At 65.3% G+C, this 23,021-nt stretch carries 22 protein-coding genes; 3 read left to right on the plus strand and 19 right to left on the minus strand.

Annotated features, from left to right (window positions below):
* Nucleotides 1-2 precede the first annotated feature (2 nt).
* The 8 genes from ASB57_RS09660 to flgB form a co-directional block, all read right to left on the minus strand.
* A complete protein-coding gene (locus tag ASB57_RS09660) occupies nt 3-1,133 on the minus strand; it encodes a flagellar basal body P-ring protein FlgI (protein WP_057652036.1) in 1,131 nt (376 codons plus the stop codon).
* 1 nt (nt 1,134) lies between these two features.
* Complete coding sequence (locus tag ASB57_RS09665) at nt 1,135-1,809, minus strand: flagellar basal body L-ring protein FlgH (protein WP_057652037.1); 675 nt, start codon at nt 1,807-1,809, stop codon at nt 1,135-1,137.
* Nucleotides 1,810-1,864: 55 nt separating this feature from the next.
* Complete coding sequence (gene flgG, locus ASB57_RS09670; RefSeq protein ID WP_057652038.1) at nt 1,865-2,650, minus strand: flagellar basal-body rod protein FlgG; 786 nt, start codon at nt 2,648-2,650, stop codon at nt 1,865-1,867.
* 97 nt (nt 2,651-2,747) lie between these two features.
* Nucleotides 2,748-3,506 carry a flagellar basal body rod protein FlgF gene (locus tag ASB57_RS09675; RefSeq protein ID WP_057652039.1) on the minus strand — a complete coding sequence of 253 codons (759 nt, stop codon included), beginning with the start codon at nt 3,504-3,506 and terminating at the stop codon, nt 2,748-2,750.
* A 29-nt stretch (nt 3,507-3,535) separates the two neighbouring features.
* Nucleotides 3,536-4,750, minus strand: a complete 1,215-nt coding sequence (gene flgE / locus ASB57_RS09680) for a flagellar hook protein FlgE (RefSeq protein WP_057652040.1) — start codon at nt 4,748-4,750, stop codon at nt 3,536-3,538.
* Between the two features lie 73 nt (nt 4,751-4,823).
* Nucleotides 4,824-5,513, minus strand: a complete 690-nt coding sequence (locus ASB57_RS09685) for a flagellar hook capping FlgD N-terminal domain-containing protein (RefSeq protein WP_057652041.1) — start codon at nt 5,511-5,513, stop codon at nt 4,824-4,826.
* 38 nt (nt 5,514-5,551) lie between these two features.
* Complete coding sequence (gene flgC, locus ASB57_RS09690; RefSeq protein ID WP_057652042.1) at nt 5,552-5,968, minus strand: flagellar basal body rod protein FlgC; 417 nt, start codon at nt 5,966-5,968, stop codon at nt 5,552-5,554.
* Nucleotides 5,969-5,996: 28 nt separating this feature from the next.
* Nucleotides 5,997-6,404, minus strand: a complete 408-nt coding sequence (gene flgB / locus ASB57_RS09695; protein ID WP_057652043.1) for a flagellar basal body rod protein FlgB — start codon at nt 6,402-6,404, stop codon at nt 5,997-5,999.
* A 238-nt stretch (nt 6,405-6,642) separates the two neighbouring features.
* Here flgB and flgA point away from each other — a divergent pair, with 238 nt between their 5' ends.
* The 3 genes from flgA (at nt 6,643) to ASB57_RS09710 (ending at nt 8,299) form a co-directional block, all read left to right on the plus strand.
* Nucleotides 6,643-7,377, plus strand: coding sequence for a flagellar basal body P-ring formation chaperone FlgA (flgA, locus tag ASB57_RS09700; protein WP_057652044.1), 735 nt, complete (start codon nt 6,643-6,645; stop codon nt 7,375-7,377).
* 128 nt (nt 7,378-7,505) lie between these two features.
* Nucleotides 7,506-7,802: a flagellar biosynthesis anti-sigma factor FlgM gene (gene flgM, locus ASB57_RS09705; protein ID WP_057652045.1), complete on the plus strand. Its 297-nt coding sequence runs from the start codon at nt 7,506-7,508 to the stop codon at nt 7,800-7,802.
* A 23-nt stretch (nt 7,803-7,825) separates the two neighbouring features.
* Complete coding sequence (locus ASB57_RS09710; RefSeq protein ID WP_057652046.1) at nt 7,826-8,299, plus strand: flagella synthesis protein FlgN; 474 nt, start codon at nt 7,826-7,828, stop codon at nt 8,297-8,299.
* A 223-nt stretch (nt 8,300-8,522) separates the two neighbouring features.
* Here ASB57_RS09710 and flhF read toward each other — a convergent pair whose 3' ends face one another.
* From flhF to ASB57_RS09765, 11 genes are all read right to left on the minus strand, one after another.
* On the minus strand, nt 8,523-11,600 hold the full coding sequence (flhF, locus tag ASB57_RS09715) for a flagellar biosynthesis protein FlhF (protein ID WP_057652047.1): 3,078 nt from the start codon (nt 11,598-11,600) through the stop codon (nt 8,523-8,525).
* Complete coding sequence (gene flhA / locus ASB57_RS09720; protein ID WP_057652048.1) at nt 11,597-13,714, minus strand: flagellar biosynthesis protein FlhA; 2,118 nt, start codon at nt 13,712-13,714, stop codon at nt 11,597-11,599. Before flhA ends, flhF begins: the two co-directional genes overlap by 4 nt.
* A gap of 4 nt (nt 13,715-13,718) precedes the next feature.
* The gene (gene flhB / locus ASB57_RS09725; RefSeq protein WP_057652049.1) at nt 13,719-14,870 is read right to left on the minus strand and encodes a flagellar biosynthesis protein FlhB; all 1,152 of its coding nucleotides are present in this window, start codon (nt 14,868-14,870) and stop codon (nt 13,719-13,721) included.
* A 186-nt stretch (nt 14,871-15,056) separates the two neighbouring features.
* A complete protein-coding gene (gene cheZ / locus ASB57_RS09730) occupies nt 15,057-15,701 on the minus strand; it encodes a protein phosphatase CheZ (protein WP_057652050.1) in 645 nt (214 codons plus the stop codon).
* A 7-nt stretch (nt 15,702-15,708) separates the two neighbouring features.
* Nucleotides 15,709-16,098: a chemotaxis response regulator CheY gene (gene cheY / locus ASB57_RS09735; protein ID WP_057652051.1), complete on the minus strand. Its 390-nt coding sequence runs from the start codon at nt 16,096-16,098 to the stop codon at nt 15,709-15,711.
* Nucleotides 16,099-16,146: 48 nt separating this feature from the next.
* A complete protein-coding gene (locus ASB57_RS09740) occupies nt 16,147-17,208 on the minus strand; it encodes a chemotaxis response regulator protein-glutamate methylesterase (RefSeq protein WP_057652052.1) in 1,062 nt (353 codons plus the stop codon).
* A gap of 23 nt (nt 17,209-17,231) precedes the next feature.
* Entirely contained in the window at nt 17,232-18,086 is an 855-nt protein-coding gene (locus ASB57_RS09745) for a CheR family methyltransferase (RefSeq protein ID WP_057652053.1), read from the minus strand.
* Nucleotides 18,087-18,097: 11 nt separating this feature from the next.
* Entirely contained in the window at nt 18,098-19,816 is a 1,719-nt protein-coding gene (locus ASB57_RS09750; RefSeq protein WP_057652054.1) for a methyl-accepting chemotaxis protein, read from the minus strand.
* Nucleotides 19,817-19,904: 88 nt separating this feature from the next.
* Nucleotides 19,905-20,405: a chemotaxis protein CheW gene (cheW, locus tag ASB57_RS09755; RefSeq protein WP_057652055.1), complete on the minus strand. Its 501-nt coding sequence runs from the start codon at nt 20,403-20,405 to the stop codon at nt 19,905-19,907.
* 13 nt (nt 20,406-20,418) lie between these two features.
* Nucleotides 20,419-22,599, minus strand: coding sequence for a chemotaxis protein CheA (gene cheA / locus ASB57_RS09760; protein ID WP_057652056.1), 2,181 nt, complete (start codon nt 22,597-22,599; stop codon nt 20,419-20,421).
* Between the two features lie 15 nt (nt 22,600-22,614).
* The gene (locus ASB57_RS09765) at nt 22,615-23,007 is read right to left on the minus strand and encodes a response regulator (protein WP_057652057.1); all 393 of its coding nucleotides are present in this window, start codon (nt 23,005-23,007) and stop codon (nt 22,615-22,617) included.
* Between the last annotated feature and the right edge of the window lie 14 nt (nt 23,008-23,021).

The raw sequence follows: 23,021 nt of genomic DNA on the forward strand, positions 1-23,021 counted from the left end.
GATCAGATGATCTCCAGCTCGGCGCGCAGGGCGCCGGCGGTCTGCATGGCCTGCAGGATGGCAAGCAGGTCTTGCGGCGTGGCGCCCAGCGCATTCAGCGCACGCACCACGTCGGCCAGGTTGGCGCTGGTGCGCACGCGCTGCAGCGAACCGTTTTCCTGCCGCACGTCGATCTGTGTATTAGGCACCACCACGGTCTGGCCACCGCCGAAAGGCGTGTTGGGCTGCGACACCGCGTTGGTCTGGTTGACCACCACCGACAGGTTGCCGTGGGCCACCGCGGCTTCCTCGATCATCACCGTGCGGTTCATCACCACCGAACCCGTACGGGCGTTGATGATGACCTTGGCGGCGGCCGGGGCACGCGTCACCTGCAGGTTTTCGACCTGGGACAGGAAGGCGGCCTGGCCGGCCGGATCCATGGGACCCTGCAAGCGGATCACGCGGCCGTCCACCACCGAAGCGGTGCCCTGGCCGAAGCGCTGGTTCAAGGCGGCCGACACATTCTGCGTCGTGCCGAAATCCAGCTCGTTCATTTCCAGGAAGATGTTGCCGTCGCGCGCGAAAGTGGTCGGCACGGCCCGCTCGACGATGGCGCCGTTGCTGATACGGCCGCCGTTGAGCTGGTTGATGGCCACGCTGGAGCCGCCCGCCGACGCGCCGGCGCCGCCCACTACCAGGTTGCCCTGGGCGATGGCGTAGACCTGGCCGTCGGCGCCCTTCATGGGCGTCATCAGCAGGGTGCCGCCGCGCAAGCTCTTGGCGTTACCCATGGCGGACACCACCACGTCGGCCGTCTGGCCGGGACGTGCGAAAGCCGGCAGGGTCATGGTGACCATCACGGCCGCCACGTTCTTCAACTGCATATTGGTGTTGGAAGGCACCGTCACGCCCAGCTGCGACAACATATTCGTCAAGCTTTGCTGGGTGAACGGGGTCTGCCGGACCTGGTCGCCGGTGCCGTCCAGGCCCACGATCAGGCCGTAGCCGATCAGCTGGTTGCCCCGCACGCCCTGGATGGAGGACAGGTCCTTGAGGCGCTCGGCGTGCGCGACACTGGCCAGCATGGCGCTGGCCACGCAGGCACGCAGGAGCACGGAGGCCAGGGCGGAAAAGGCAGTGGAGAGCTTCATATCAGAACGGTGACGCAATCAGGAAAAAGCGCTGCAGCCAGCCCATGGTCTGCACTTCGTCCATGACGCCCTTGCTGCGGTACTCGATGCGGGCATCGGCCACGCGCGTCGAGGAGACGGTATTCGTGCCGGTGATCGCGCGCGGATCGACCACGCCGGAAAACCGGATGTACTCGCTGCCGCGGTTGATCGCGATCTGCTTTTCGCCGGCAACCTGCAGGTTGCCGTTGGGCAGCACGCCCACCACGGTGGTGGTCAAGGTACCGGTGAAGGTGTTGTTGGCGCTGCTGTCGCCCGCGCCCTTGGTCTGGTTCGCGCCGCTGGTGGAGGTATCCAGCTTGGCGTTGAACCAGCTGCTCAGGAAGCCGGGCGAGGCGGCGATCGAGTTGTCCGTGGTGGAGCTGCGATCCGTATTGGTCGCCACGTTCTTGGCGGCGGCCGTCTTCTCCTCCAGCACCACGGTCACGATGTCGCCGACGTTGCGCGGCCGGCGATCCTCGAACAGCGGATAGTTGCCATAAGCCGTGGGCTGGTAGATGGCGCCATCCGGCGTCGGCGGGATGGGCGCCGGCGGCGGCGGCGCGGCGGTGGTCGCACCCAGCACCACCGGTTCCGGCGGGATCAGGGAGCAGCCGGCCAGCCACAACACCAGCAGAGCTGAAAGGACGAGACGCATGGGGCGGAGGTTCACGGGGGACGTCGGTTGGAGCTGAAGGAGTAGAACGGCTGTATTACAGCTGGGTCAGGCGCTGCAGCATCTGGTCGGATGTCTGCACGGCCTTGGAGTTCATCTCGTACGCGCGCTGCGTGGTGATCATGTTGACCAGCTCTTCCGCGACGTTGACGTTGGAGGTCTCCAGGTACTTCTGCTGCATGGTGCCCAGGCCGTCGACCCCGGGGTTGCCGATGTTGGGGGGGCCCGACGAGTCGGTTTCCAGGTACAGGTTGTCGCCCACGCTTTGCAAGCCGTTGGGGTTGATGAAGTTGGCCAGCTGCAATTGGCCGACCTGCACGTTGACGCCAGGGGCAGCCGGCTGGGTCACCGACACGGTGCCGTCCTGGCCGATGGTCAGGGTCAGCGCGTTGTTGGGGATGTTGATCGGGGGCTGCACCACATAGCCGCCGGCGGTGGTCAGCTGGCCGTTCTGGTCGCGCTGCAGGGAACCGTCGCGGGTGTAAGCGTCGGTGCCGTCAGGCAGCTGGATCTGCAGGAAACCGGAGCCCTGAATGGCGACGTCGAGGTCCTGGCCGGTGCTGGTCATGCCGCCTTGCGTATGCAGGCGCTCGGTGGCCGCCACCCGCGTACCGGTACCCAGTTGCAGGCCGGACGGCAGCTGGTTGGCATCGCCGACCTGGGCGCCGGGCTGACGCACCGTCTGGTACATCAGGTCCTGGAACACGGCGCGGCCACGTTTGAAGCCGGTGGTGTTGACGTTGGCCAGGTTGTTCGAGATGACGTCCATCGCGGTCTGTTGACCTTCGAGACCCGTCTTGGCGATCCAGAGCGAACGAAGCATGTTTTTTAACTCCTGGGGTGCCGGGAAGCGACCCCAGCAAAAAAATTCTGTTTAACGATTACCGCGGCGGGTAACGTCAGCGGATAAGGTCAGCGGTTTACGTCAATGAGAGGATGCCGTTGGCGCGATCCTCATTGGTGTCCGCGTCCTTGACGACCTGCATCTGCATTTCAAAACGACGCGAGTTCTCGATCATGCCGACCATCGAGGTCGCCGCGTTGGCGTTGCTGCCTTCCAGCACGCCGGCGGTGACGCGCACCGTCGGGTCGGCCGGCATGGCGGGCGCCGGCTGGCCATTGGCGGCAACGCGGCGGAACACCCCGTCGTCACCGTGGACCAGCGTGTTTTCATCGGGCTTGACCAGCTTCAGCTGACCCAGGTTGAGCACCGTATTGGGCGGATCGCCGGCGCCGATCGCGGTGATCGTGCCGTCCGAACCGATGGTCAGCGAAGCCATGTTCGGCACGTCGATCACGCCGTTCTGCTGCGACAGCACGGGCACGCCCTGCCCTGTCTGCAACTGGCCGTTGACGCCGACCTGCAAGTCGCCGGCGCGGGTATAAGCCTCGCCTTGCGGGGTCTGCACGGCCAGCCAGCCGCCTTCGGTGATAGCCACATCCAGCGGGTTGCCGGTGGACTGCATCACACCCATTTGAAAATCGTTGCGGGGCGTTGCCGCCACCGTCGCGACGCGGGTGGGATTGCTGGTGCCGTCGTTCACGGGCACCGAACGGTACATGGATATCTGCGCGCGAAAGCCCGTCGTATTGACGTTGGCCATGTTGTTCGTCAGAACGGCTTGCTGCTCGGTGATGCGGGCAGCGCCGTTCATGGCGGTGTAGATGATGCGATCCATGCCTGGTCCGGTTCCGTGGCGAAGGTGGCTTAAGCGATTTGCAGCAGGTTCTGCAGCACGTCGCTCTGGGTCTTGATGGTCTGCGTGTTGGCCTGGTACGTGCGCTGCGCGACGATCATGTTGACCAGTTCCGAGCTCAGGTCGACGTTGGATTCTTCCACCGCCTGGCCACGGATCAGCGCCATGCCGTTGGTGCCGGGCTGGCCCAGCTGGGCGGCGCCCGAGTCGGCCGATTCGGTCCAGGCGTTGTCGCCGACCGGCTTCAGGCCCTGCACGTTGTTGAAGTTGGCCAGCACCACCGTACCGACGTTTTGCGTCTGGCCGTTCGAGTAGCTGGCGATGATCGAGCCGTCGGTACCGAAGGAGATCGAGTTGAACTCGCCCGAGGTATAGCCGTTGGGGGTCTTGCTGGACGTGAAGTCGCTGCCGTACTGGGTCGAACCCGTGTAGTTGATAGCGACCGACAGCGGATCGGCGGGCGAAGCCGTGCCGCCGGGGTTGGCCAGACCGACGCTGACCGTGGCCGGCGTGGAGGTCAGGCGACCTGCCGAGTCGAAGGTCAACTGGGTCGAAGCGGGCGTCATCGCCTGGCCGTCCAGCGTGTAATAGACGTCATAGACGCTGTCGCCCGTGGTTGTATCCGACGCGCGCTTGGCGAAGTACTGCGTCAGCTGGTGCGAGTTGCCCAGCGAGTCGTACACCGTCATCGGCTGCGTGTCGGTATAGGTGTCGGCGTTGGTGGCGTCGAACGGCGTGGCGGTGCCGTCGATGACGGTCGCGTTGGCGTTCAGGTTGGCGACGAAGCCGGCGGTGCTGGTGGCCTGCGGGGCGATGTTGGCCTGGGGCAGGCTGAGCTGGATCGGCGCGGTGCCGATGCCGCCCGTGCCGTAGCCGGTCAGGTACTGGCCCTGGGCATTGACGATGTCCAGGTTCTTGTCGATCGAAAACTGGCCGTTGCGGGTGTAGAACACGTTGCCGCTGGCGTCGATGGTACGGAAAAAGCCATTGGCGCCGTCGATGGCCATATCGTATTGGCCGCCCGACGAGATCGTGCCCACCGTGAAGCGCTGTTGCACGCCGGAGACCTTGACACCCAGGCCCACGCGCGACGAGGCGTAGACGTCGGCGAACTGGACGCTGGAGGCCTTGAAGCCCACCGTGCCCGAGTTGGCGATGTTGTTGCCAATGACGTCCAGGTTTTGCGCGGCGGCATTCAGGCCGCTAAGTCCTTGTCCGAAGCCCATGTTTATCTCTCGCTATTCAAAGAATCTGTGTATCGAAAAGCCGCCGCGACGCGGGCGGCAAGCGTTCAAAACGTCAACCCAAAACCTGGCGGATATCCAGCACGCTGAATTGGCCCAGCAGACCCAGATCCAGGCGTACGCCGTCGGTGGTGTACGCCACGTTCTGGACCGTGCCGGAGGACAGCGCTTCGGCGGTAACCGTGGCGCCGGTGCTGTCGGTGGCCGTAACGGCGATGGTGTACGAGCCATCGGCCATCGCATTGCCCGAATCGTCCTTGCCGTCCCAGGTCGGGGTCAGGATGCCGGTGCTCTGCTGGCCCATGTCGATGGTGCGCACCACGCGGCCGCTCGAATCGCTGATGGCGATCTTGACGCTGGCGGCGTCGGCTTGCAGATCGACGCCGATCGGGGTGGTGACGCGCGCGCCCGTGGAGTCGGTATCGAGCTTCTCCGCGGTGCCGGGCACCATCACCTTCTTGCCGATCATGGAAACGGCCGACAGGGACTGCGACACATCGACCTGGCCGCTGATGGTGGACACCAGGGTCTTCAGGTCGGTGATGCCTTGCACCGTGGAGATCTGCGCCAGCTGCGAGGTCAGCTGCGAGTTGTCCATCGGATTCAGCGGATCCTGGTTGTTCAGCTGGGTGACCAGCAGGGTCAGGAACTGATTCTGGATGTCGGCGGCGCTGCTGGCAGTGCTTGCCGACGTGCCGACCGAGTTGGCGGTCGACGTGGTCGAGGTGGTGGACGAAACGGCCATGAACGGCTCCGGTAGGGGTTACGCGACGAAAGACGCGCTCATTGCCCGATGGTCAAGGTTTTCTGCATCAACGCCTTGGCGGTGTTCAACACCTCGACGTTGGCCTGGTAGGAACGCGAAGCCGAGATCATGTTGACGGTCTCGGCGACCGGGTCGACGTTTGGCATGTTGACGTAGCCATCGCGGTCGGCCAGGGGATTGCGGGGGTCGTAAAGACGCTTGAACGGTGCCTGGTCCTCGACCACGCCGGCGACGCGCACGCCGCCCACTTCCTGGCCGTAGGCCTGGCCGGCGGGCGGGTTCACCTGGAACACCACCTGGCGGGCGCGGTAAGGCTGGCCGTCGGGGCCCACGGCGCTGTCGGCATTGGCCAGATTGCTGGCGGCCACGTTCATGCGCTGCGACTGCGCGCTCATGGCAGAACCGGCGATGTCGAAAATGCTCAGGAGAGGCATGTCTGTTCCCTAATGATTGGTGCGCTGCTTATTCGGCGACCGCGCGCAGCATGTCTTTCAATTGCTGGTTCATCACCGACATGCTGCTCTGGTAATGCAAGGCGTTGTCCGCGAACTGCACGCGCTCGGCGTTCATGTCCACCGTGTTGCCGTCCAGGCTGGCCTGGTAAGGCTGGCGATAGAGCAGATCGACCGGACCGCCGGTGCTGGCCGCTTGCGCAGGAATGTGGCGCGGCGACGTCAGCGTCAGGCTGGTGTCGCCCAGGCGCATCCGGCTGTCCATCGCACCCTGCATGGCCGTGGCGAAGTCGAAATCGCGCGCCTTGTAGTTGGGCGTGTCCGCGTTGGCGATATTGGCCGACAGCACTTCCTGGCGGTCCGCTCGCAAGTTGAGGGACTGCTGGAAGAACGACAATTCGTGGCTTAGACGATCCATCTGGTGGACGTTTCCTATAGAGTGCGCTGCGGCGGCGGGCGGCAGGCCCGCGGCACCGGCCCCATGCGCGCCTTGGACATCAGACCCAAACAGGCGCTTTTCTGGGATGACCAGAATCATAGGTTCGCAACCTTGCGAACAATTTCTCAAATAACCCCTGATTTCGCAGCTAATTCGGGTATTGGTTTGGCCGCCGGCTTCCTACAATTCCCCTACTTTGAAATACCGGGCCTGTCCCATGCCGCGCTTTTCCTTCCCGCGCTTCGCCGTTTGTTCGCTTCTTGCCACGTTGACCGCATGGGCTGCCCTGCCCTTTGCCGCGTCCGCCCAGGAGGCTGCGCCGGCGTTCACGCCGCAGGATCCCACTGCCGTCGTGAACGTGGCCGAGGACTACCTGCGCCAGCAACTGGCCAGCATCTCCGCCAATCCGACCCTCAAGTTCGACGAAGTGCGCACGGACCGGCTGCAGGCGTGCGACGACCTCAGCGCGTTCATGTCGGCCGGCGCCCGGCCCCGTCCGCGCATGAGCGTGGGCGTGCGTTGCGCCGCGCCCAAGCCCTGGAGCGTCTACGTCCAGGCGACGGTGAGCGCCCCGGCCCAGTATTATGTGGCCGCGCGCACCATTAACGCGGGTGAGCCGATCACGCCGGACGCCCTGGCGCCCCGCGACGGCGACCTGGTGAACCTGCCGCCCGGCGCGGTCACCGACGGCCAATCCATCATCGGGATGAGCGCCAGCTATCGCATCGCCAGCGGCCAGGCGATCAAATTGGCCTCCCTGCGCAGTCCCGGCACGATCCAGCGCGGCCAGACCGTGCGGGTCAACGCCCACGGACGCGGCTTCAGCGTCAGCACCGAAGGCGTGGCCATGGAAAGCGCGGCACCGGGGTCGAACGTTCAGGTACGCACCGCCTCCGGCCAGATCGTCAGCGGCATCGTCCAGAGGACGGGCAGCGTGGAAGTCCCTCTTTAAACCGTGTTACAACATTCCCCTACACGGCCTGGAGCACTCCCTAAAGTTTGGGGGCGGCTTGCCGTTACAAGGACATCGAGCGCCTCGACCCGAACCCGTGGATCGCAGCCGCAGCACGGAGAATCATCGTGAAAATCAACGCCCCTACCACCCGCCCCACCCTCGGCACCGAGTCCGCCACCCAGCGCAACACGCTGGCGCAGGCCTATGGCGGCGCGGTCAGCGGCAACAGCACCGGCGGCTCTTCCCAGGTTGCGCTGAGCAATACCTCGCGCGCCCTGTCGGACCTGCAAGACGGTAAATCGGATATCGATACGGCCCGTGTGGCTGAGATCAAGGCGGCGATCGCCTCCGGGCAATTGAAGATCGACGCCGGCAAGATCGCGGACGGCATCATCGCCAGCGCCCGCGAATTGGTGAAATAACTCTTTAGATTCGGGGCCCTGGTATGGACTACGTGGCGCAACTGCTGGACTGCCTGCGTGAAGAAGACGCAGTCATCGTGGAATTCACCTCCTTGCTGGAGGAAGAAAGCACGGCCCTGACCGGCCCCCAGTCTTTCGACGCGCTGCAAGCCATCACCGATCGCAAGAACGAGTACGCCGCCCGCCTGGGTGGCCTGAGCCATCGCCGCGACACCCTGCTGGGCGAACTGGACCTGCCGGCCGCCCACGAAGGCACCGAAGCCGCCGTGGCACAGCATCCGGAACTGGCCGAACCCTGGCAGACGCTGCTGGCCCACTCGGCCAAGGCCGCGGCCATCAATGAAAACAATGGCGCGCTGATCGACATGCACCTGCGGCATACCGAGGGTGCGCTGGAAACCTTGCGCAATGTCGGCGCGGGCAGCAACCTGTATACGTCGCAAGGCCGCTCGGGCGGCGCCGGGGCTGCGGTACGTAAGGCTTACGTGGCGCGCTGAACGGCACTGGCGTTCTTTCAAGATAGATGATCAAGGGCTCTCACCAATGGTGAGAGCCCTTTTTCCATGCGTGAATCTACGGGCTCATCGGACAAGAGCCCTTCTTTCTATGGTGAATATTGGGATCACCCGCTGGTAAGAGCCCTTTTACTGTCATCTACTCAAAACACAGGGGCTCTCACCTTTAGGTGAGAGCCCCTTTTTACCTCTCTTCCGGGAGCGTTCAACCGGCCATTTCGACCATCGCGAAAAACCGCAGCAGCGCCGGAGGCACCAGCCGCGCCGGCAATTTCCGCTCTGGCCCCATCAGGTTCTGCAGCAAACGCCGCATCACCGCCGCGTTCGGCGCGTGCGCCAACTGCCAGCAGGCCGCGCCCAACTGGCCGGCCATCAAGGCTTGGCGTTGCAGGGCGTCGTCACCCGTGCCGGCGCCGGCCAGGGGCTGCCAGGCATGCACCATGTACCGGAAGGCCGACTTGGCCTGGTCGTTCAGCACCAGCCAACGCGCCACGGCGGCCGCATCGGCCTGGGTCACGCTGACATTGGTCAGGCCGTACAGAATCGACACCACCTTGCCGGCGGGATCGATCAGCTTGGCGCAGACCAGGCGCATCATGGCGCCATCGGCGCCGCGCGCGGCCAGGCCCACTTCGGTGCCCGCCGCCCACAGACGCAAGGCCACCGGCTTGTCGTCCTTCATCACCGTCAGGCCGGGCATGTCGCCCGCCTGCCCGACCGGCACATAACCGAGGGACTTGCCCACGGCTTGCAGGATGGTGGGCGTTTCTTCCTGCATCACGCGCAGCGCGCCGGTACAGCGCGACAGCCAGGCATGGCCCTGCTCCGACAGCGTCGCCCACAAGGCGGACGTACCGGCGTCGATGACGTGGACCACCGGCAGATGCGGCAAGGCGGCGCCCAGCCATTGGACCCGTTCCGCCAGTGCATCGGCCGGATTGGCTTGCGCCCCGGCGGTCGTCGCGCCGGTGGTATAGGTGGTCATGGCGCCATGCTGCAACACCAGCTGATGGGCCGGCGCCGCCAGGGCGGCACCCCGGTCACTCATCAACAGCGTGGCGTGCAGCTGGCCAGCCGGCAGGCCGTCGCCACGCAACGGCGCCTTGCCATGGATGGCCAGCAGGTGGCGCTGGCAGGTGGCGGAGAATTCGCTGCGGGTCATGTCCAGCGGCTTGGCCCACAAGGCTTCCGTGGGCACGGGGCGCGCGCCGCCGAATTCGCGCCAGCCCAGGCGGGCCTGGACGCAGGCGGGATCCGTATTGATCCACGCCAGCGCGGCTTCCATCTCTTCCTCGTCGTCGCCGCTCTTGCCCATGGGCTGGGCCACGGCGGCGGCCAGCAACTGGCGGCGCCGCACCGGGTCGGCCAGCTCGCCACCGGCGGCTTCGCGGGTCGATGCCCACAGCGCGGCCAGGTCGGATTCGCTGGGCGTATAGAGCGCTTGCCGCTTCAGGCAGGCGAACGCGCCGTCCACCAGTTCCGTCGCCACCGGCACTTCCATGTGCTCGGGCACACGTTGGCCGCGCGAGACGTAATGGATGGGCAGGCGATGGCGAATGGCGGTGTCCAGGGTGGCGGCATAGCGCGAGGCTTCGTCCACCTTGGTGATGATGCAGCCGCGGATGGGCTGGTCGCCGACGTTGCGATATGCCTGCGCCACTTCGTCCAGGGTGTCGCCCTGGCTGGCCGCGTTGAGCACGAGCAGGCGTTGCACCGGACGGCCGGCGCCGTTGAGCATGGCGGCCTGTTCGGCCACGTGGCGGTCGCGCTGGCTGATGCCGGTGGTGTCGATCAGGACGATCTTGCGATGGCCCAGTTCGGCCAGGGTGCTGCGCAATTCTTCAGTGTCGCGCACGGAGCGGGTGGGCACGCCCATCAGGCGGCCGTAGATCTGCAGCTGCTCGTGTGCGCCGATACGGAAATTGTCGGTGGTCAGCATGGCCACCTGATCGCGGCCCACGCGGGCCACGCAGCGGGCGGCCAGTTTGGCCAGGGTGGTGGTCTTGCCCACGCCGGTCGGGCCGACCAGGGCGAAGACACCGCCGTCGCCCAGCAGCTCGTCTTCATTGGCGAGCACCGGCAGATGGCTGATCAGTTCGCCGCGCGCCCAGGACAGGGCCTGGGCCGCGCTGTATTGGCGCGGCAGGCGATCCATCAAGGCGCGCACCAGGACGGCGCTGAAACCGGCTTCCAGCAAGGTGCGGAACAGCGTGGCGGCGACCGGTTCGGCGCGCAGGCCCTTGCTCCACAGCAGGCCGTCGATGCGGTTTTCGAGCGTGCCGCGCAGCGTGTCCAGGGCCAGTCGCCATTCTTGCGCGGCCTGCGGGGACTGCTCGGCGTCGGGCGGCGGCGCGTCCTCTTCCACCACGGACAGCGCGCTGTCGGTCATGGCGTGATAGGCGGCGCCGGCGCGCTGGCCGGGGGTCTGGGGGCGCTGTTGCGCGTAAGGATCAGGCGTTTCGCGCGCAGGCGCTGCCGAGGCCGGTGTCGGTGCCGGGACCGGCGGCACGTCCGCGGGCATGTCGGCGATGTCGACATAGCGCGCTGCCATCCGGTTGGGATGGGATCCGGGTTGCGGCTGCGATTGCTGTTGCGGTTGCACCTGCGGCTGCGGTTGCCGGAACTCCGGCTGCGGACGCGCGTAATTGCGGTCGTCGCCGTAGGCGGACGAATCGTGGCTGTCCTGGCGTGGCGGCGTGTAGCCGGCCGGGCGGGACGGCGTATAGGTATAGCCTTCGTCCTCATCCGGCTCATAGGCCGCGGGCGCGGCCGGCGCGTAGGCCGGCTGGCTCGGCGGCGGCGGACGCGCGTAATTGCGGTCGTCGCCGTAGGCGGACGAATCGCGGCTGTCCTGGCGGGGCGGCGTGTAGCCGGACGGGCGCGACGGCGTATACGTGTAGCCCTCTTCCTCATCCGGCTCGTAGGCCGCGGGCGGGGCCGGCGCGCGCGGCGGCGCATAGGCCTCCTGCGGCGCGTAGGCGGCAGGCCGCGCCGGGGCGTAGTCTTCGAATGCGGCATACGCGGCGGGCCGCTGCGGCGCGGGCTGGGCCGCTGCGGGCCGGTAGGCCTGCTCGGCCTCAGCCGTGGCGGCTACTTCCTGCAGGGCGGGTTCGGGCCGGCGCAGGCGGCCGCTGTCGTCCAGGGCCGACGGGTCGGTCGCCATGACCTCGATGCCGCCATCAACGCTGCGGCTGGAAATGATCAAGGCATCAGGCCCCAAGGCCTGACGGACCAGCCGCATCACTTCACGGTTGGTCGGAGCAAAGAATCGCTGGATGTTCAAGCCGGGCTCCCGCCTATCAGCGCGGTGACGCGCACGATGCGCTCATCGGGAATTTCAGTATTGGCCAACACGCCGAGTTGCGGCAGATGGTGGCGCAGGAAGCGCGAAAGCGACGGGCGCAGCAGCGGCGACACCACCAGCACGGGCGCGTTGCCCAGTGCTTCCTGGCGTTGCACGGCGGCCTGCGCTTCGCGCAAGACGTTTTCGGCCAGGCCCGGTTCCAGCACGCCGCTGGTTGAGATGGCCTGCGACAGCACGCGTTCCAGCTTGACGTCCAGGCCGATCACGCGGATCTCGCCATCGCCAGGGAACCACTGCTGGGTGATCGCGCGGCCCAGCGCACGGCGTGACAAGGCGATCAGCTCGCCCACATCGGGCTGGCCGCCCGCCGCCGACGCCTGCGCCGACAAGCGCGGCGCATGTTCGGAAATCGTGTCGATGATCGAACGCATGTCGCGGATCGGCACTTCCTCGGCCAGCAAGCCCTGCAACGTCTTTTGCAGAATGGTGAGCGACAGCGTCTTGGGCACCAGGTCTTCCACCAGCTTGGGCGCGTCCTTGCCGATCCGGTCCAGCAACTGCTGCACTTCCTGGCGGCCCAGCAACAGCGAACCGTGCCGGTGCATCAAGTGGTTCAGGTGGGTAGCCACCACGGTACTGGCATCGACCACGGTGTAACCAGCGATCTGCGCCTGGTCACGCATCGCGGCCTCGATCCACACGGCCGGCAGACCGAAAGCCGGATCGGTGGTGGTGGTGCCCTTCAGCTTCACGGCGACGCCGCCCGGGTCGATGGCCAGCCACTGGCCCGGCATGGCCACGCCGCGGCCGACTTCCACGCCGGACAACTGGATCACATAGTCGTTGGGCTTGAGTTCCAGGTTGTCGCGAATATGGACCACCGGCGGCAGGAATCCGACGTCCTGCGCGAATTTCTTGCGCAAGCTGCGGATGCGATGCAGCAACTCGCCGTTCTGCGCGTGGTCGACCAGCGGGATCAGCCGGTAGCCGACCTCCAGGCCCAGTTGATCCACCATCGACACGTCGTCCCAGCTGGCTTCCGCCGCGGCGGCCTTGGCCTGGTTCTGGCCCGGATTGGGTTTCTGGGCGGCGGCGGCCGCGGCACGCATGTCCCGGCGCACCATGTAGTAGCCCGAACCACCCAGGATGGCGGCCAGCGACAGGAAGGCGATGTGCGGCATGTTGGGAATCAAACCCATGATGCCGATGATGGCCGCCGTCAGGAACAGCACGCGGGGGTTGGAGAACAACTGCCCCATGATCTGCTGGCCGACGTCCTGGTCGTTGGCCACGCGCGACACCACCACACCGGCGGCAGTCGAGATCACCAGCGCCGGAATCTGCGCAACCAGGCCGTCGCCGATCGTCAGCAGCGTGTAGACGCGGCCCGCGTCGCTCACCGACATGTCGTGCTGCGCGATACCGACCATCAGGCCGCCGATGACGTTGATCACCATGATCAGCAGGCCGGCCACGGCGTCGCCGCGCACGAACTTGCTGGCGCCGTCCATGGAGCCGTAGAAGTCGGCTTCCTGCGACACTTCGGCGCGGCGCTTGCGCGCTTCGTCCTCGCGGATCAGGCCGGCATTCAGGTCGGCGTCGATGGCCATCTGCTTGCCGGGCATGGCGTCCAGGGTGAAACGCGCGCCCACTTCAGCGATACGCCCCGCACCCTTGGTGATCACGATGAAGTTGATGATCGTCAGGATGATGAAGACGATGATACCGATGGCGAAGTTGCCGCCCACCAGGAAGTGGCCGAAGGCTTCGATCACCTTGCCGGCGGCGTCCGGACCATTGTGGCCGTTCATCAGCACCACGCGGGTGGACGCCACGTTCAGCGACAGCCGCAGCAAGGTGGCGAACAGCAGCACGGACGGGAAGGCGGCGAAGTCCAGCGGCTTGCGCGTAAACATGGCCACCAGCAGGATCATCACCGCCAGCGAGATATTGAACGTGAACAGCAGGTCCAGGATGAACGCCGGCAAGGGCAGGATCATCATGCCCAGTACAAGGACGATCAACAACGGACCCGCCAACAGGCGCGCCTGGGCGGCACCGTTGGCTTTGAACATGGCGATCAATTCGCTCATTTACTCAGACTCCTTCAGCCGCGGCTTGTGCCTGCGGATCAAGCTTGGACGGCACCGGCAGATCGGTGGGCGGTGACGGCTGAACCCAGCCCGGACGCCAGGCGCGCAGCTGGAAAACCCAGGCCAGCACCTCGGCCACGGCCGTGTACAGCGCTACCGGGATTTCCTTGCCCACTTCCACGTGTTTGTACAAAGCGCGCGCCAGCGGAGGGGCTTCCAGCTGGGGCACGCGATTTTCCTCGGCGATCTGGCGGATATGCGCGGCAATCAGGCCGGTGCCCTTGGCGATGACGCGCGGAGCGGACATATCGCCTTCGTTGTATTTCAGGGCCACGGCATAGTGGGTCGGGTTGGTGACCACGACATCGGCGCGGGGCACTTCGACCATCATGCGGCGGCGGGCAGCCTGCCGTTGCTGCTGGCGCATGCGCGCCTTCAGCAAGGGGTCGCCTTCGCTTTCCTTGAATTCCTTCTTGACGTCTTCCTTGCTCATGCGCAGCTTCTTCATGTGGCTGAAGATCTGCCAGGGGACGTCGGACAATACCAACAGGATCATGGACGCGATGATCAGCGCGCAGCAGACGGCGACGATCCGCAGCATGCCCATCAGGCCCTCGGCCGGCGTGGTGTGCATCAGGGCGATCATTTCGTCGTGGTGACGCCAGATCGCGACGGCGCCGATGCCGCCTACGATCGCCGCCTTGAGCAGGGTCTTGACCAGCTCGACCAGCGTATTCCAGGAAAAGATGCGCGCGAACCCCTTGATCGGGTCCAGCTTGTCGAGTTTGAATTCGAGCGGCTTGGTCGACCAGACCAGGCCGCCGATGGCCAGTTGGGCGGCTACCGACACCACCGCCACGACCACGAAAAACGGCGCCAGCACCATCATGATCTCGGCCACGCTGTTCACCGCCGTGGAGATCATGACCTTGGTGTCGCGGGGAATGCGGGCATCGAAACCCAGGCCGCTATGCAGGACGCCCGCGATGCCGCGATACAACAGCGGCGCGCCCAGCCACAGATAGGCAAGTCCGCCCACCAGCACGGCAAAGGTGCCCAGCTCGCGGGAACGCGGCACCTGCCCCTCTTCACGCGCCTTTTCAAGGCGCCTGGGAGAGGCGGCTTCGGTCTTTTCGAGGTCGCTTTCTTCTGCCATGCGGGAGGGGAATCAGGCGGCCCCGGGTATCCGGCATATTCCGGATAACAGCAAGCCGCTGACAGGCATTGTAGAAAACGTCTGCTTCCCGCTAATGGCGGATAAAACGGGGGAAAACGGCGTTATTTGCGAGCGCCGTTTTCCGCCTGCGCCGTTGCGCCAAAACCACGGCCGGGCAATCCCGGCTTAGAAGCCCAGGCTGGCCAGCAGGTCGTCCACCTGATCCTGGCTGGTCACCACGTCGGCCTTGCCGTCGGGGTTGACCTGGGGGCCGTTCAGCAGGGAATTGGCCTCGTCGCGCTTCTCGGTAGGCACGCTGTCCAGCAGCACCTGCAGGAGTTCCCGCTCGATGGCGCCGACCACGTCCATCATGCGCATGATCACCTGGCCCGTCAGATCCTGGAAATCCTGCGCCATCATGATTTCCATCAATTTGGACTGCGTGATCTGGGTCTGCGCCGGCACGCCCTGCAGGAACGCCCGCGTGTCCTTGACCAGTTCACGCGCCTGCGGCATCTCCAGAGGCTTGTCGAACCATTCGTCCCAACGCGATTCCAGCTGCTTGGCATTGCGCGCCAGGTCTTCCTGCACCGGTTGCGCGCCATCGATGGCGTTGAGCACGCGGTTGGCAGCCTGCTCCGTCATCTGGGCGACGTAGCGCAGGCGATCGCGCGCGTCGGGAATGGCCTCGGCCGCGTCCTTGATGGCCTGATCCAGCCCCAGTTCCTTCATGCTGTCGCGCAGCATGCGCGTCAGCGAGGCGATACGGTGGATCAGGTCGCTGGGCTCGGCGGTCGGTGCGTCAGCCTGGGTGTTGTCCGAACTTTCCATGGCAACCTCAACCGGCAATTTTCTCGAAGATCTTGTTCAACTTCTCTTCCAGCGTGGCGGCCGTGAACGGCTTCACCACATAGCCGTTGGCGCCTGCCTGGGCGGCCGCGACGATGTTTTCCTTCTTCGCCTCGGCGGTCACCATCAGGACCGGCAGCTTGGACAGGTTGGGGTCGGCGCGGATCTGCTGCAGCATGGACAGGCCGTCCAGGTTGGGCATGTTCCAGTCGGACACGACGAACTGGAAGCCGCCGTTGCGCAGCTTGTCCAGGGCGATGGCGCCGTCCTCGGCTTCATCCACATTCTCGAAACCCAATTCTTTCAACAGGTTGCGGACGATCCGACGCATCGTCGGGAAATCGTCCACCACCAGGATCTTCAAACTTTTGTCAACCATCATAGACTCCAAGAAATGCTGTCGGCCCGTGGGCGCCCCTGCCTCGCGTCAGACGCGATGGCCGCGGTCACCCACATTGGCCAGGATACGTTCGCTCATTGCGCCTAGCGCAACTACTTCATCCGCCGCGCCGAGGGCGATCGCCTCGCGCGGCATGCCGAACACGACGCAGCTGGCTTCGTCTTGAGCCAGGGTGCGCGCGCCGGCGCGTTTCATTTCGAGCAGGCCAACCGCGCCGTCCTTGCCCATACCGGTAAGGATGACGCCAATGGCGTTGCGGCCGGCCGCCGCGGCGGCCGAATGAAACAGTACGTCGACCGAAGGCCGATGCCGGTTGACCGGATCGGACGGGTCGAGTTCGATCACGTAGTTTGCCCCACTGCGGCCCAGGCGCATATGCATTTCGCCGCCCGGCGCCAGATAGACGTGCCCAGGCAACACCCGCTCGCCGTGCGTGGCTTCGCGCACCGTCACGCTGCACAGCGCATCGAGCCGCTGCGCGAAGGAACGCGTGAAGCCGGCCGGCATGTGCTGGGTGATAAGAATGGCGGGACTGTCCGCCGGCAGCGGCTGCAGGACGTGGCGAATGGCTTCGGTGCCGCCCGTGGAAGCGCCGATGATGACCAGCTTTTCCGAGCTCGACAAAGGCGAGCGCAGGATCTGCGGCACCGGCCGCGGCGCATTCGCATGCGGCGCCTCGGGCAGGCGCGCCTTGGCGGCGGCGCGGATCTTGTCGGCGATCAGCTCGGTGTATTCAAGCAGGCCGTCACGGATGCCCAGCTTGGGCTTGGTGACGAAGTCGATGGCGCCCAGCTCCAGGGCGCGCAAGGTGATTTCCGAACCGCGCTCGGTCAGCGACGACACCATCAGCACCGGCATGGGCCGCAGGCGCATCAGCTTTTCGAGGAAATCCAGGCCGTCCATGCGCGGCATTTCAACGTCCAGGGTCAGGACGTCGGGATTGTGCTTCTTGATCAGCTCGCGCGCCACCAGCGGATCGGGCGCCGTGGCGACCACCGTCATGTCCGGCTGGCTGTTGATGATCTCCGTCATCAAGCCGCGCACCAGCGCTGAATCGTCCACGCACAATACGTTGATTTTCTTTTGCATCTTCTTGTCGTTCCTGGCCGCTGCTACGGCCTGCCCAAACATTCGTACACCGTCTGCCCACGCAGGCGGAAATCCCGGCTGATATAGGTGAAGTTCTCGGAGTGGCCGGCAAACAACAAGCCGCCCGGCTTGAGCAAGGGGGCGAAGCGCTCCAGGATCCGCGCCTGGGTCGGCTTGTCGAAATAGATCATGACGTTGCGGCAGAAGATGGCGTCGAACTTTTCCTGGATCGGCCACCCGGGCGCCAGCAGGTTCAGCATGTCGTAGCGCACCAGCCCCGCGATTTCAGGCCGCACGCGCACCTGCCCCGTGGCCGCGCCCTTGCCCTTGAGGAAGAAGCGGCGCAGGCGCTCATCTTCGATCTTGGCGACGCGCTCATAGGGGTAGACGGCGCTGCGGGCCTTCTGCAATACATTCGTGTCGATGTCGGTGGCGAACACACTGGCGTTGGCGAGCGAACGGGCGCTCAAGGTCTCGGCCAGCGTGATGGCGATCGAATACGGTTCCTCGCCCGTCGACGCCGCGCAACACCACACCGATACGGGATCGGGGCGCGTGGCGACGAACTTGGACAGGATGGGAAAGTGGTGCGATTCGCGGAAGAAGGCCGTCAGGTTGGTGGTCAGCGCGTTGACGAAGTCTTCCCACTCGGGGTCGCCCACCTCATGTTCCAGCTGGTCCAGATAGCTGGCGAAATCGACGCGGCCCAGCACGCGCAGGCGGCGCGCCAGGCGGCTGTAGACCATCTCGCGCTTGTGCTCGCCCAGCGATATGCCGGCCCGCTCGTGAATCATGCGACGCACGCGCGAGAAGTCCGCATCGCGAAATTCGAATTGCCGTTCAACCTGGAAAGACGGCGCCGCCGCTATGGTCGTCACAAAACCGCCTCTTAAACCACCGCGTCAGCCAACGCTCGCGGGTTCGCCAGCGCGGGAGCCCGTTGGCTGCCCGAACGCACGGTCCGCGAATCGATGACTTGGACGGCATCCTGGCCTGCGCCCGGAGCATGTTGAATCTTGAATACCGCCACGGCATCGGCCAGGCGCTGGGCCTGCTCCTGCAGCGAACCGGCCGCGGCAGCGGCTTCTTCCACCAGCGCCGCGTTCTGCTGGGTCACTTCATCCATCTGCGACACAGCGCGGTTGACCTGGTCGATGCCCGTCGATTGCTCTTCGGAAGCCGCCGAAATCTCACCCATGATGTCCGTCACGCGCTTCACCGAAGCGACGATCTCTTCCATGGTGGCGCCCGCGCGTTCGACCTGCTGCGAACCCGCGCCGACCTTGGTCACGGAATCCTCGATCAGGCCCTTGATTTCCTTGGCTGCCTGGGCACTGCGTTGAGCCAGCGAGCGCACTTCGCCCGCCACCACCGCGAAACCCTTGCCCTGCTCGCCGGCACGGGCGGCTTCCACCGCCGCGTTCAGCGCCAGGATATTGGTCTGGAACGCAATGCCGTCGATCACGCTGACGATCTCGGAGATTTTGCGCGAGCTGGCCGAAATGCCCTGCATCGTGCTGACCACCTCGTTGACCGCCACGCCACCGCGTTCGGCCACGTCCGACGCGCTGGCCGCCAACTGATTGGCCTGACGTGCGTTGTCGGCATTCTGCTTCACCGTGGAAGCCAGTTGCTCCATCGACGCCGCGGTCTGCTCCAGCGATGCCGCCTGCTGCTCGGTACGGCTGGACAGGTCGGTATTGCCCGCGGAAATCTCGCGCGAACCCACATTGATTTCGTCCACGCCGCGCCGCACCTGCGACACCGTGCGGGTCAGGCTTTCCTGCATGCGCTTGATGGCGGCATACAGACGGCCGATCTCATTGGTCGAGGTGGCATCGACGGCTTCGGTCAGGTCACCCGACGCAATGCGGTCGAAGCGATGGGCGGCCTCGTCCAGCGGACTGATCACCCGGCGGCGCAGGAACAGGTAGGTGGACAGCACCAGCAACACGGCAATGACGCCGCCCGCGCCGACGGCCACCAGCACCCACTGGTAGCGCTGGTCGGCTTCGTCGAACGCCGCGTTGTTGCTGCGCGTGCGCCAGGAGGCGAATTGCCCCAGCGCAAGGTTGAAACGGTCTTCCATCACGTCCGACACCATCTGCGCATGCTGCTGGAAGTTGGGCAGATCGGCCTTGGCCAGATCGTCGAACAGCGGCTTGACACCATCCTGCATCATGGCCAGGTAGGAAGCGTCGATTTCCTTGAATTCATTGTCCAGGCCGGCCGGATGCGGCAGGTCCTGGTAGCGCTTGAACTCCGCCAGGGACTTGTCATAGGCGATGCGCGCGAAGTTCACCAGGCTCTTGGCGGGACCCGCCAGGCCAGGTTCCAGAATGATGGGGTCGCCGATGTGCTTGACCACTTCGCTCAGGTGCATCGACGCCGCACGGCCCAGGCCGATCATCGCGTTCTTGTACTCGGCCACCGAAGCGTCCAGGGTCATGGCCAGGGCTTGCCCCCGGCGCATGTCTTTCATCGTCTCGTTGCTGACGTACAGCGACGCCACGCCCAGCACCGCGCCGAGCACCAGCATCAGCGAGAAGAATGCCAGCACGCCGAGCAGGCTGGCGCGAATCGACAGATTGGCGAAGAAGCGGCCCATAGCTAGATTTCCCCTGGTCTTCTATTACAGGTTGGCGACGGCACGCACGGGTGCGCGCCGCGACTCCCCCCTCTCCTGCCAGCGCCGCTCAGGCGGCGGCTTTTTCCACCAGCGCCATTTCGTCGCTGGTCATCATTTTCTCGATGTCCACCAGGATCAGCATGCGATCGTCGATCGTGCCCAGGCCCGTCAGGTATTCCGTCGACAGCTTGGCGCCGAACTCGGGCGCCGGACGGATCTGGCCGGAATTCAGCATCAGCACGTCGGACACGCCATCGACCACGATGCCGACGACGCGGCGATCCAGGTTGAGGATGATGACCACGGTCTGTTCGTTGTACTCAACCTTGCCCAGGGCGAACTTGATGCGCAGGTCCACGATGGGAACGATGATGCCGCGCAGGTTCGTCACGCCCTTGATGAAGGGCGGCACGTTGGCGATGCGGGTCACGGTGGCGGCGTCGTAGCCGCGGATTTCCTGCACCTTCAGAATGTCGATGCCGTACTCTTCGTCACCCAGCGTGAACACCAGGAATTCGCTACCGACGTCTTCGACGCGATTGCCTTGTGAATGCGGTTTGGCTGCCATTGTTTTTTCTCCCTCAATTCAGCATGGCTTCGGGTTGCGCCCACTTTTCGCGGTTGGCGCGCGCCAGAGCAAACACGTCGATAATCAGGGCGACGCTGCCGTCGCCCAGGATGGTGGCGGCGGAAATGCCGGGCACCTTGCGATAATTGGATTCCAGGTTCTTCACCACCACCTGGTGCTGTCCGACCAGATGGTCGACCAGCAGCGCGAAGCGGCGGTCTTCGGCCTGCATGATGACGGCGATGGCCTGCGTCGGATCGGTCTGCGCGTTGGCCACGCCGAAGACCCGGTGCATTTCCACCAGCGGCAGGTATTCGCCGCGCACGTGCATCACGCGCTCGTTGCCGGTCACCGAATAGATCTGCTCATTGTTCGGCTGCAGGGATTCGGTCACGTGGTTCAGCGGCAGGATGAAGGTTTCCTCACCCACGCGCACCGACATGCCGTCCAGGATGGCCAGGGTCAGCGGCAGCACGATGCGGGTGGTGGTGCCCTGCCCTTCGGTGGACGACAGCTGCACGTGGCCGCCCATGTCCTGGATATTGCGGCGCACGACGTCCATGCCCACGCCGCGGCCGGAGATGTCGGTAATCTTTTCCGCCGTGGAGAAACCCGGCGCGAAAATCAGCTGCCAGATTTCATCGTCGGTCGCGTTGTCGCTGACGGCGATGCCCTGCTGCACGGCCTTGTTCAGGATCCGTTCGCGGTTCAGGCCGCCACCATCGTCGCTGACCTCGATCACGATATTGCCGCCGCTGTGCTGCGCCGACAACACCAGCTGGCCCACCGGGTCCTTGCCCGCGTCGATACGCCGTTCTGGCGTCTCGATACCGTGGTCCAGGCTGTTGCGCACCAGGTGGGTGAGCGGATCGATGATGCGTTCGATCAGGCTCTTGTCCAGTTCGGTGGCGCGGCCGTAGGTTTGCAGTTCGATCTGCTTGCCCATCTTGCCGGCAATGTCACGCACCAGACGCGGAAAGCGGCTGAACACATAGTCCATCGGCATCATGCGGATGGACATGACGGATTCCTGCAGGTCGCGCGCATTGCGCTCCAGCTGTTCCATGCCGTTGAGCAGGCGGTCGTGCAGCACGGGGTCCAGGGTGGACGCCTGCTGCGCCAGCATGGCCTGCGTGATGACCAGTTCGCCCACCAGGTTGATGACCTGGTCGACCTTCTCGACACCGACGCGAATCGACGTCGATTCGCTGCTGCTGTGATTGGCTTGCGTGTTCGACGCGGCGGCGGGGCGCGCGGCGGCAGGCGCGGCAGCCGCCGGCTGTGCCGCGGCGGTCGCGGAGGCCTGCGCCACGACGGCGGCGGCTTCGTGCGCGGCGGCTTGGGCCACCGGCGCGGCAGCCGCGGCCGCAGCCGGTTCAGCCTGGGCCTGGGCGGCAAACTGCGCCGCCGCCTGGGCGAACTCGTCGACCGCTTCGGCAGGCGCGGCAGCCGGCACCGCTTCATGCTTGATGGCGATCTGGTCGGCATCGACGATGAAGCAACAGACCGCTTCGATGTCGTCCGACGAGCAGGTGCTTTCCAGCCACACCGTCAGGCCGCCACCTGCCTTGTCGCTGGCGAGGACCTGGCCCAGGTTGCCCATCTCTTCCAATATGGAAGCGGCATCCTTTTCGGAGATCTTGTTGATGCGCAGGCGCAAGGGCAGATTCCCGGCCGGGGCCGCGGGGGCCGCCGGGGCGGGCGCGGGCGCCGGCGCGGCGGCTGCCACGGGCGCGGCGACCGGGGCCGGCGCGGCCGGAGCCGGAGCCTGCGTCACGGGCGCGGGGGCTTCACCCTTGTGTTCCAGGGCCAACTGCCGCAGCACTTGGCAAATACGTTCGTAGGCCGCCGCGTCGGGCTCCTCGGAGGCGCGATAGGCGTCCAGCTGGCTCTTCAGCACGTCCTTCGTTTCCAGAAAAATATCGATCATGTCGGTGCGCAAGGCCATTTCGCCTCGGCGTATCGCATCGAGCAGGTTTTCCAGCAGGTGAGTGGTCTCCGCCAGCAGCGCGAACGTCCCAAACGTCGCCGCACCGCCCTTGATGGAGTGCGCGGCGCGAAAGATCGCGTTCAGCTGCTCGATGTCGGGCGAGCCGGCATCCAGTTCGAGCAGCAACTGCTCCATCTGCGCCAGCAATTCATCCGCTTCATCGAAGAAGGTCTCGTAAAACTGACTCAGGTCAAGACCGGTCATGGTCGCCCTTCCCTTTCAACTCGCCTGCTCGCCGGACACGTCCAGCAATTCCGTTGCCATTTCCACCAGCAGATCAGGATCGACCGGTTTCTGCAGCCAGCCGCACACGCCCAGGTCGCGCGCTGCCGTCTTGCTTTCCACGTCGTCCTCGGTGGTCAATACCAGCACGGGCACTTCCTCGTAACGTTCGACCTGACGCAGGCCGGAAATCAGGCCCAGGCCGCCCATCACGGGCATATTCCAATCGCTCACCACCAGGTCGACAGGCGTGTCCTGCGCAATGGCCAGGTCCAGCGCTTCCTTGCCATTCCCGGCCGCGACCACTTTCCAGCCGGCGCCGGTGAGCGTGGCTTGAACTATCATGCGCATCGTCGCGGAATCGTCCGCGACCAGAATCGTCGCCGTCATTTACTCAAAACTCC

Source organism: Bordetella sp. N (genome assembly GCF_001433395.1).
Classification (GTDB): Bacteria; Pseudomonadota; Gammaproteobacteria; order Burkholderiales; family Burkholderiaceae_B; genus Bordetella_C.